The 11685-nt window shown below is 67.4% G+C and carries 3 protein-coding genes; all 3 read right to left on the minus strand.

Annotated features, from left to right (window positions below; genetic code table 11):
- Nucleotides 1-73: 73 nt before the first annotated feature.
- The 3 genes from ACDH77_RS16695 to ACDH77_RS16705 all read right to left on the minus strand — a co-directional run bounded on the left by ACDH77_RS16695 (nucleotide 74) and on the right by ACDH77_RS16705 (nucleotide 11676).
- Complete coding sequence (locus ACDH77_RS16695; protein WP_008576211.1) at nucleotides 74-1957, minus strand: diffusible signal factor-reguated S8 family serine peptidase; 1884 nt, start codon at nucleotides 1955-1957, stop codon at nucleotides 74-76.
- A 223-nt stretch (nucleotides 1958-2180) separates the two neighbouring features.
- Nucleotides 2181-9254 carry an ESPR-type extended signal peptide-containing protein gene (locus tag ACDH77_RS16700; protein WP_372353560.1) on the minus strand — a complete coding sequence of 2358 codons (7074 nt, stop codon included), beginning with the start codon at nucleotides 9252-9254 and terminating at the stop codon, nucleotides 2181-2183.
- A 538-nt stretch (nucleotides 9255-9792) separates the two neighbouring features.
- Nucleotides 9793-11676 (minus strand): S8 family peptidase, encoded by a 1884-nt coding sequence (locus ACDH77_RS16705; RefSeq protein WP_303403610.1) that lies wholly within the window; start codon nucleotides 11674-11676, stop codon nucleotides 9793-9795.
- Nucleotides 11677-11685 lie beyond the last annotated feature (9 nt).

Here is an 11685-nt window from a genome sequence, read left to right on the forward strand (position 1 = left end):
ACGCATTTGAAACGCCCTGAAAAACAATGCCCCCGGCGATTGGCCGGGGGCATCGGTCACACTATTTCGCTACTTACTGTCGTGCAACGAGCGTCAGCTTCGCGTAGCTCGCCGCGCCGACCAACTTGATGTAGTAGGTGCCGGCCTTGGGGGCAGTGAAACGCACGGTTTCGCTGTTGCCCGGACGGGTCGACTTGGCGTCGTAGCTTGTGGCGCTGGGCTCGGCCTCGAAGCTGACGTACATCGACACATCGCCGGTGCCGCCGTAGGTCATGAAGCTGAGCACGGCGCCGGCCTTGGCCTCGAAGCTGTACAGCGTGGAGCTGCCGGCGGTACCGCTCAATCCAGCAACAGGCGCCTTGTTGGTGAGCGCAATGGCGCTCGGCGCGCAGCTCTCGGTGGCCGGGTCGCACGGCTCCTCCAGCACGGCTTCCAGCGCGGCCTTGGCGTCGACGATACCGCTGCCGATCGGGGTGCTGGCCGGCGGAGTCACCGGGAAGGGGCGACTGGTCTGCTTGAGCAGGGCTTCGACCGCAGCCGGGGTCAGCGGGCCATCGCCCAGACCGATGGCTGCGCTCTGCACCAGCGCCACGACGCCGGCCACGTGCGGCGAGGCCATCGAGGTGCCGCCTAGACCCATATAGGTATAGCTACCGGAGGTCGGCGTGGTCGCACCGGTGTACCCGGCCTGCCAGACGTAACCGCCCGGATTGCCGTCCACGCTACCGCCGCCGCCCGGACCAGAGAGGTCGACCTTGCTGCCGTAGTTGGAGTAGTAGGCGATGCCACCGGTGATGCGCGTGGCGCCAACGGTGATGGTGTTGTTGCAGCTGGCCGGCGAATGGTTGGCCGCATCTTCGCTGCTGTTGCCGGCCGCGACCACCACGGTGGTGCCGCGCGACACCGCGCCATTGATCGCCAGCTGGGTGGCCGAATCGCAGGGCTCGCCGCCCCCGAGGCTCATGTTGATCACTTCGGCCGGATTGGTGTTGGCCGGCACGCCGTCGACGCTGCCGCCGGAGGCCCACACGATCGCATCGGCGATGTCGGAGGTGTAGCCGCCGCAACGGCCGAGCACGCGCACCGGCAGGATGGTCGCCTTCGGCGCGACGCCCGCCATGCCCACCCCGTTATTGGTCGCCTCGGCCACGGTGCCCGAAACGTGGGTGCCGTGCCAGGAACTTTCCTGCGCCTGCGAGCCCGCGTAGCAGACGTTGTCGGCCTCTTCCCAGTCGCCGTAATCGAGTGCGCCCGGCACGCGCGCATCGGTGGGACGACGCGAGACTTCGGCGTCGGTGATGAAGTCGTAGCCCTGCAGGAGATTGCCGGCAAAATCGGGGTGATCCGGCAGGATGCCGGTATCCAGCACCGCCACCACCACGCCTGCGCCCTGCGACAGATCCCAGGCGCCCGGTGCGTTGATGCCGCCGTTGGGGTTGCTCAGGTGCCACTGGTACTGGGCGTAGAACGGGTCGTTGGGAACCAGCTGCGGGCTCACGTCGGTGGCAGGCAGGCTTTTGCTGATATCGATCGGGCGCAGCATGCGGTCGATCTGCACGTCGGCCACGGATGGGTCGTTCTTGAGCTCGACCACCACTTTATCCACCTGCGCGGCGGTCAGCGTGCTGGACAGCTTGATCAGGTCCGAGCCGATGCCCAGCTTGCGCACATACGTCGCCTTGGCGGCGGCAGCGCTGCTGCGCGCGCCGGTACTGGCGCCAACGCGGCCCACCGCGGCCTGCACGGCGCTCAGCTTGCTGCTGCGATCGGTTGCAGCGGCGGTATTGTCCTTGTAGCGCACGATCAACCGGCTACCGAACGCTGCGCCGGCCGGGGCTGCCTGGGTCGGTTCCTTGACCAGCAGTTTGGGGGCGGCAGCGAGCGTGCCAGAGGCACCGAGGGCCATCATCAGGATGGCGCCGGTCAGCGGGTTGAGACGGAAATTCTTGTCGATCACGGTGAAGTCCTCTTCGTATTTTTCGTGAATCAGGCTTGGCGCAGCCGGCGCAATCGCTGCGTAGCCGCGGTGCGGTGCGCTGCGTCCTTGTCGGCCACCCCTGGTACGGCCATCACTCCATGCGAATCCGTTGGCCGGCCCAGCCACGGTCCTTGCCCGCCCCCTCAGGCCTTGCAGATCGCGACGGCGCACCTGGCGCCGCCGCGCTTGATGCGAGAACGCCTTACCAGCCGAAACCGGCACCCACGCCGATCGAGCTGTCGTCGCCGCTGAGTGCGCCGCCCACGGTGAGGGTGGCGCGCGGGCTGATCGCACGCTGGTAGCCCACCGACAACGCCGACTCGCCGTTCTGGAAACCGACACCGGCACCGATGCGGTTCTGCGAGGCGATACCGGCCACGCTGGCGGACATGTTCAACATCGCCGAGCTCATCGCGCCCTGGCGATCCAGGCGACGGTTCTGCCGGCGCAGGCGGTCTTCGATATCGCCCTGGTAGCTTTCGAAGCTGTCGGCCATCGCGTTGTAGCGGCTGTCGGTGTAGCTGTTGGCGGCGGCAACGCCGCTGTCCAGCTGGCCCTTGTTGACCGCATCGGTGGCACGCGTACCGGCCGCCACATTGGCCACCTGACGCTCGCCGCCCACGCTGCCCACCGACACCGTGTTGGCACGGTCGGCAACCGAACCCTGGCCCAGTGCCACGGCGCCTTGTGCCGTGGCGCGGGCGCCCTGGCCGATCGCCGTGCCCGACGCGGCCGTCACCTGCGCGCCTTCGCCCATCGCCACGGCATTGGTCGCCACCGCCGCGATCTGCGTGTTGGCACCCACCGCCGTACTGCCGTCGGCATTGACGCGTGCATTGCTGCCGATGGCGGTGTCGTTGGGACCATGCGCATACGCGCTGCCGCCAATTGCAGTACCGGTGACGTGGTTGGCCACTGCTGCCGTCCCCACTGCCGTGGACGTGGCCGCCGGCGTGATGCTGCCGTCCACAGCAGCGGTGGGCGTGCCCTGCACCGCGGCCGTTGCATTGCCCGTAGTGCTGGCGACATTGCTGGACATATCGCTGACCGCAGTCGCCGCCACTGCCGGCACCGTTGCAGTGCGCAGCGATGCGGTGCGTGCGGCGGTGCTGGTCGGCGTGCTGCCACTGCGTGCATCCAGCTCGCTGACCTTGCTGTCCAACGCCGTCAGTGCCGCACCGACATTGTTGTAGCTGGCTCCCTGGATCACATAGGTCGGCGCCACGAACACGCCTTGCGCACCGATCGCCGCACCGCCGCCGAGGAAGCTGGCCGCATTGCTCAACGACTGGAACAACTGGCTGCCGTTGATCGCATCGGTGCTGGCACTGGCAATCGTGCCGGCACCCACATTGACGATACGGCGCGTGGCCGGGCCGCCGCGGCCATTGCCGCTGCCCACCGACACCGTATTGGCATCGTAGGTGCGCGAGCCCGAGCCCAATGCCACCGAATCGGCACCGCTGGCGCCAGCGTTGGCACCCAGTGCCACGGCATTGCTGCCGCTTTCGCGCACGAAGGCGTTGTAGCCCAGCGCAACGCCGTTTTCGCCGATGGAATTGGTCTGCCGGCCCATCGCGGTGCTGTTCACGCCGCTGGCGCTGCTATCCACACCCATTGCGCTGGCACCGGTGGCCGAGGCACGGCTGCCGGAGGCAACCGCCACGCTGCGTGCGCCACTGGCGGTGGCGCCGGCACCTGCCGCCGTGGCGCGATCGCCAGTGGCCGAGGCCACGCCGTCGCCGGTGGTCTTGAGCATGCCGCTGGTGGTCTGCACATCGGCCGCCAGCGCATCCAGTTGCCCCTTGTTGACCGCGTCGGTGGCCGCCTGGCCGGCGCTGACGTTGACGATGCGGCGCGTGGCCGGACCACCGCGGCCATTGCCGCTACCGATCGACACCGTGTCGGCTTCGTAGGTGCGCGAGCCAGACCCCAGTGCCACCGAATCGGCACCGGTCGCACCCGCATTGGCACCCAGTGCCACGCCGTTGACCGCGCTTTGGCGCACGAACGAGTTGTAGCCCACCGAGACTGCATTTTCGCCGATGGCATTCACCTGACGACCGACGCCGGTGCTGTTGATGCCGGTCGCCGACGCATCCACGCCAACCGCACTGGCGCCGACCGCATCGGCGCGGCTGCCGCCGCCCAATGCCAGGGTGTTGTCTGCAAGCGCCGCTGCGCTCTGGCCCAAGGCGCTGGCATTGACGCCGTCGGCATAGGAATTCCAGCCGATGGCGGTGGTGTAGTCCGCGGTGGCCCAGGCACCGGCACCGAATGCCGCTGCGCCCGTGCCGGAGGCACGTGCCGGGATGAACCCGAAGAACGTGCTGCCGCCCACGGCCACGCTCTCGTCGCCGGTAGCTTCGCTGAATTCGCCGACGGCGACGGCGCTGGCCCCGGAGGCCAACGCAACGGCGCCGACGGCGGTGCTGTAATCGCTCGACGCGACCGCGCCATAGCCCAGTGCCGACGACAGGCGGCCGGTCGATTCGCTGTAACCGCCGAAGGCGGCGCTACCGACATTGGATGCGGTACTGCGGAAACCCGCAGCGATGGCCTGATTGTCGGACGCCACCGCTTCGCTGCCCAGCGCTGTGGTGTAGGTCGAAATCGCCTGCGCGCCTGCACCATTTGCCGTGGCGCCGATATCGCTGGCCAACGCGTTGCTGCCGACCGCGCTGCTGTTTTCGCCCAGCGCCTGGGCATTGTTACCCAGCGCTGCCGCGCCGGTGCCGCCAGCCAATGCGCCCACGCCCACGGCCGTGGCGTTGTCCACCACGGCCTGCGCGCCCGCACCCAATGCGGTGGTGCCGGTACCGGTGGCATTGGCACCCTCGCCTGCCGCCAGCGCGTTATCGCCCTCGACGTAGGCACCTGCATCGCTATCGGCGCTGCCGCTGGCCTGGAAGTATTTGCTCGTGGCTGCGCCGGCTTCGGCAACGGCGTTGAGCTGGTCCAGATTCACCGCGTCGGTGCCCTGCGTGCCGGCCGCCACGTTGGTGATCTGACGCTCGTTGCCGGCACTGCCCACCGACACCGCGAAGTCGCGATCGGCCACCGAATCGGCACCGAGCGCCACGCTGCTTTCGCCGGTGGACTCGGCAAAATTACCCAGCGCCGTGCTGTTGAGACCCGGCGCCCACGCCGCGCCACCAACGGCAGTGGAGTAATCGCCGGAGGCTTCGGTCGGCAACAGGCCGAGCAAGGCACCGCCGACCGATACGCTGTGGTAGCCGCTGGCCACACTACCCTGGCCGGCGGCAACACTGTAGGCACCCGTGGCGGCCGCATCACCGCCCACGGCGACGGTATTGGAGCCGCTGGCAGTGCTGAAATTACCCAGCGCGGTGCTGTTGAAACCGCTGGCGCTGGAATACCCACCCAAGGCGGTGGAGTAGTTGGACGTCGCCTCGGCACCGAAACCGAACGCCGCCGCGCTGGTGCCGTTGGCAACGCTCTCCGCGCCGACGGCAGTGGCCGATTCGCCGCTGGCGCTGGCGAAATAGCCCATCGCGGTGGATTCGCTGCCCTGCGCTTCGCTCAATGCGCCAACTGCCAGCGCGCCATCGCCATACGCACCGGCGGCGGCGCCGAGTGCGGTGCTCTGCGCACCGGCCGCTTCGCTTTCGCCACCCACGGCCACGGCATAGTCGCCGCTGGCCTGGCTGAAGGCGCCATTGGACACGCTGCCAAAGCCGCTGGCCGCTGCGTTGTAACCGGCCGCATTGGCGTATTGCGCAGTGGCGCTGGCGCCGCTGCCGATGGCCACCGCACCGATGGCCGTGGCCTGGCTGCTGGACCCGAACGCACTGCTGTAATCGCCGTCGGCCGTGGCATTGGAGCCGGCGGCGGTCGCGTCTTCGCCCTGCGCATCGGCGGTGCCGGTGCCGGTGCCGGCGTACAGGCGCGCGGTGTTTTCAGCGGCGCCAGCCACGGCGTTGAGCTGATCCAGGTTCACCGCATCGGTGCCCTCGGTGCCGGCCGCAACATTGGCAATCTGCCGCTCGGTTCCGGCTGCACCCACCGACACCGTGTTGGCGCGATCGGCGAGCGAACCTGCACCCAGCGCAACGCTGTTGTCGGCAGGTGTATACGCACCGCTGCCGAGACTAATGCTCTGCTCGCCCGAAGCATTGGATTGCCAGCCCAGCGCGACACTCTCGGTACCAAGCGCAAAGGACTGGCTGCCAAGCGAAGTGGTGCTTGTCCCCACCGCGTTTGCGTAAGTGCCCAAGGCGGTTGACGAATAGTTGTTCGCCCGCGCACTCGCGCCCAGCGCTGTACTGTAGTAACCATCGGCCAAACTTTCGGTACCGATTGCGGTGCTGTTAAAACCTCGCGCAACACTGGCGGAGCCCAGCGCTGACGATGCGACACCGCTGCTGATACTTGCCTGGCCGATCGCCGTTGCATCACGCTCATTGGCGACACTGAAACCGCCGATGGCCGTACTGGAATCCCCCGACGCCATGCTGACGATACCCAGCGCGGTAGCGTTGTTAGCAACAGCACTGCTGTTGTTCCCCACTGCCGTGGCAGAAGAGGCACTGGCGCTGGCGTAGTTACCAATGGCCGTGCTCATCTCACCGGCTTGGCTGCGCGCGCCGAGCGCAATGCCCTGGTCGCCTTCAGCCTGCGCTTCCCAACCCAGCGCAATGCTCTCATCGCCGGTCGCCCTGGATTGGCCGCCGAGCGAAATGGCACGCGGACCATATGCATTTGCGTAGGTGCCCACCGCAATCGAGCCGGTATCGGCCGCAGCCGCATTCGCGCCCACTGCCGTGCTGTTGTCGCCGTAGGCGAGACTTTCGGTACCGATGGCGGTACCACCGTCACCCCACGCCACACTGGCAAAACCCAGCGCGGTCGATGCAGTCCCATTGCCGATGGTTTCGTAGCCGATCGCCGTTGCACCGCGCCCATTGGCGATGCTGGTGCCGCCCACGGCGGTGCTGAAATATCCCGATGCGTTGCTGTCACCGCCGAGTGCGGTGGCGTAGTCATCGCCGGCACTGCTGTTGAAACCGACTGCAGTGGCATTGGCGATGCTGGCGTTGGCATTGCTGCCGACGGCCGTGGTGCCCAGCGCAGCGGCCTGACTGCTCGCACCGAGCGCAATGCTGTCATCGCCCGACGCGTTGCTGGCGCCGCCCAGCGCAACGGTGCGCTCGCCGAAGGCGCTGCTGTTTGCGCCGATCGCCGTGGATGCAGTGCCGCCGGCCGCGGCATTGGCGCCGAAAGCAGCGCTGTCGGCACCGAAGGCCACGCTTGCACCACCCACGGCGGTACTGGTGTCGCCGAATGCCACGCTACCCACACCCAGTGCCGTGGCGTCCGCGCCATTGGCGATGCTCTCGTAACCCAGCGCCGTCGCGCCGCTGGCGGTGGCCTGGCTCGCGCCGCCCACTGCGGTGCTGGCATCGCCCGAGGCGCTGCTGTTGCCGCCAAGCGCCGTGGTGTTCTGCGCCACCGCAGTGCTGTTGAAGCCGACTGCCGTGGCGTTGTCGGTGGTGGCATTGGCGCCACTGCCAACGGCAGTTGCACCCTGCGCAGATGCCGCGCTGCTGGAACCCAGCGCGGTGCTGTAGTCGCTGTCGGCCAATGCGTTGGAACCGGCAGCGACGCTGTCGGTGCCTTGTGCGATCGCAACGCCATCGCCGGTTGCGACGAAGGAGCGCGCAGTGGTGGACGCCACATCGGACACCGCAGTGAGCTGATCGAGATTCACCGCATCGGTGCCCTCGGTACCTGCCGCCACATGGGTGATCTGGCGCTCTGCGCCATCAGCACCCACCGACACGGTATTGGCGCGCGTGGCGACCGAGTTGGCGCCCAACGCCACCGAATTTGCGCCGCGGGCAGTGCTGTAATAGCCCAGCGCCGTGCTCAGTTCGCCGCTGGCCCACGATTCCGGACCCACTGCAGTTGCGCCTTCGCCCGGTGCATACGCGAAGTAGCCCACTGCGGTGGCTTCGGTGCCGGAGGCTTCGCTGAGCGTGCCCACTGCCGTGGTGTAGGTGCCTGATGCGATCGCACCGGCGCCGAGCGCGGTGGAGGCTTCGCCGCTGGCCTGGGTCTGCACGAAGAAGCCCAGACCCGGGATGTAATCGACCGGACCACCGACCGCGGTGCTGCTGGTGCCGCTGGCGCTGGTCTGCGTGCCCACGGCGGTGGCGTAATCGCCCGCCGCATTGGCCACCGCACCGAACGCGGAAGACTGCGTACCGGCCGCATAGGCACCGACGCCGAACGACGAGGCGGCGAAACCATCGGCATTGGCGCTGGCGCCGACTGCGGTGCCGCCGACGCCGGCACTGGTGGCGCCGGTGGTGACCGGCACGCCGCCGTTGGTGACCAACGGCTCGCCGTCTTCGTCCACGGCAGCGCCGCCCACCGCCACGCTCGCCGGACCATTGGCCTGTGCGTTGTGACCGAATGCTGCGCTGTTCTGCCCGGACGCGAGCGCGTTTGCGCCCACTGCAGTGGCGTTGTTGGCTACCGCATTGGCACCGGTTCCCAGCGCCGTGGTCGCCGTGCCGACGGCATTGGCGCCGTCGCCGGCAGCCAGGGCGCTGTCGCCTTCGACATACGCGCCCACGCTGTCTTCGCCCGAGGATGCCTTGAAGAACAACGCGGTGTCTTCGGCCACATCGGCCACGTCGCGCAACTGCGCCACGTTGACCGCATCGGTGGCATTGACGCCGGCAGTGACGTTGGTGATGCGGCGCGTGGCCGGGCCACCGCGGCCATTGCCGCTGCCCACCGACACCACGTCGTCTTCGTGGGTGCGCGAGCCTGCGCCCAGCGCCACCGAATTTGCGCCGGTCACGCCGGCATTGGCGCCGAGCGCCACGCCGTTTTCGCCGCTCTGGCGCACGAAACTGTTGTAGCCGATGGCCACGGCGTTTTCGCCGATCGCATTGGTCTGGCGACCGATCGCGCTGCTGTTGACGCCACTGGCGCTGCTGTCGGCGCCGGTGGCCACGGCACCGATGGCGCTGGCATGGCTATTGGCGCCGATGGCGGTGGCCTTGCTGGCCGTCGCCGCGGCGCCGCGGCCCACTTCGACCGATTGCGCATTGGCAGGAAGCGGCGTGGCCAATCCGGCGCCACCCAGCGCAAGGGCGATGGCGGCGGCCAGTGCCAGGCTCTGGCGGCGATCGATGAATGCGGCTGAGGCCACCGCTCCGGGGCTGTCGCCGCTGGCCAATTCCGAGGCTACGGCCCACACGCCAAGCGATTTGTTCCAGACCTTGCGATAAATCCGATTCATCGACGCACGACTCCTGAGTTGTTGGACTGGTTTTTGTGGCGAACACCCGGCGGCAGAAGGCGTTCCAGCCTGCAGTGACCGCAGTGATTCGCCCCATGGGCCTTGCGGCGGAGCGGCTCGCGCCTGCTTCCTGGATAGTCAAAAAGTGAACGCTACCCAACCATAGAACTGAGCGGAGTGTTAACAGCCGTCATTTCGGGCGTCAAGTTTTTGACAGAAAGCGAAGAGAAGTGCGCGATTGATCACACTTCGGCTTGCTTTTATTAGATTTTTGATAAATCTTTGGAAAACAGCGACCTAGATCATGTCCTTCGAGACATTTCAGGGCTGAATAGGCGGAACTGAAACAGACAAAAAAACCCGCTGGCAGGACGCCAGCGGGCTTGGTTGCGCAAAATGCAGGGGTGGCCGGTCAGATCTGCGGCCAACATGCCCCACAGCCAGCATGCGCGGTCGATCGGCGCGCGAGGTGGCCGTGTTTCAGGCGTTCACCGCCAAGGAAATGACGATTTCGCCGAACCGATGGCGACGTGTCGGATCATTGGCGCGCCAGCAGGCTCACCGCGTCGAAACCGCTGCCTTCCAGCTTAAGGATGTAGGTGCCGGCACGCGGCGCAGTGAAGCGCACCGTCTGGCTGGTGCCGCGACGCGTGGACGCGCCGTCGTTGTCGGTGGCGGTGGGCTCGCGCCCGAATGCCACGTACAACCCCGCCTGGCCGCTGCCACCGAAGCTGATGAAACTCAGCACCGCACCCGCCTGCGCTTGGAACGTGAACACCCCCGCATCGCCCGACAGATTGGAGATGCCGCTTTGGACCACGCCATTACGCAGAGGCTGCGCATCCACCTGACACCCCACATCGCCCCTATCGCAGCGACGTAACGCGCGCGCAACTGCGGCTCCGGCATCCACGATGCCGGCCCCGGCCGGCGTTGCCACCGGAATCGACACCGGGAATGCGCGCGCAGTGCGCTTGAGCAGGCTCTCCATTGCGGCCGGCGACAACGGCGGTTTGCCGTCGGCGATCAATGCGCTCTGCACCAATGCGGCAGTGCCGGCCACATGCGGCGACGCCATCGAGGTGCCGGCGTAACGCGTGCCGCCATAGGTGAACTGCCCGGAGGTTGGTGTGGTTTTGCCGGTGTAGAGGGTTTGCCAAACAAAACTGCGGACCGGGCCATCGTTGGTGATGAAGGACATCGAGCTGCCGCCCGGGCCGGCCAGGTCGATCTGACGGCCGAAATTGCTGTAATCGGCAAGCGCACCGGTTGCGCGTGTGGCGGCAACGGCAATCACATTGGCGCAGTTGGCGGGAGTCGTCGTCGATACATCGGCCGTTGAATTACCCGCCGCCACCACCACAGTGGTGCCGCGCGCCACTGCGCCATCGATCGCGGCCTGCATTGCCGAACCGCATGCGCCGCCACCGCCCAGGCTCAGGTTGATCACTTCGGCCGGATCGCGGTTGTCCGGTACGCCATCGACGTGACCGCCGGACGCCCAGACGATGGCATCGGAGATGTCGGAGAGTCGCCCGCCGCAGTGCCCGAGCACGCGCACCGGCAGCACTTTCGCCCTGTAGGCGACGCCTGCCCCGCCAATGCCGTTGTTGGTGGCTTCGGCAACCGTGCCGGCCACGTGCGTGCCGTGCCAGCTGCTGTCGCTGGCCACCGAGAACAGCCCGCAGTCGCCGTCTTCGGCGATCCAATCGCCGAGGTCCAGTGCGCCGGGCACACGCTCGGCCGTGGCGCGACGCGAGAAGAACGGGTCGGTGATGAAGTCGTAGCCGGTGAGCAGATTGCCGGCCAGGTCCGGATGATCGGGCAGGACGCCGGTATCCAGTACCGCCACCACCACGCCTTCGCCCTGCGTTGTTTTCCAGGCTTGGGCGACGTCGATGCCACCCACCGGGTCGATGAGATGCCATTGATTGGTTTGCAGCAGCGGATCGTTCGGCAATGCGCCGCTGGTTTGCAGCGGATACATGCGCAGATCTACCTGCGCCGATTCGACCGCCGGGTCTGCGCTCAATTCCTGCACAAGCCGGTCGGCATCGGCACGACTGAGCTGGGCGGGCAATTTGATCAGTTCGCCGCCCGCGGCAAGCGTGCGCAGATAGGTTGGCGCTGCGGTGGCACTGGTGCGTGCGGCAGGCGCAAGACGGACGGATGCGCGCGAGGCGGCCGCACTGACTGCCGCCGAGGCACTGCGGCCGATATCGCGCGCGGTACCGACCTGCCCGCTGCGGTAGCGGACGATGATTCTGTCAACCGGCGCATTGGCCATGGCCTGTTGGCGTTGGGCACTGGCTGCTGCCGCATCGGCGTTGGCGTTGGCGTTGGCGGCCAACGCTGTACTGCACGAGGCCGCCAGGACACAGCAGGCAAGCACAAGGACCTGCGTAGAAGAACTCTGGATCACGATGGGATT

The sequence above is a fragment of the Xanthomonas axonopodis pv. maculifoliigardeniae genome (genome assembly GCF_041519315.1).
GTDB classification, from domain to species: domain Bacteria; phylum Pseudomonadota; class Gammaproteobacteria; order Xanthomonadales; family Xanthomonadaceae; genus Xanthomonas; species Xanthomonas euvesicatoria.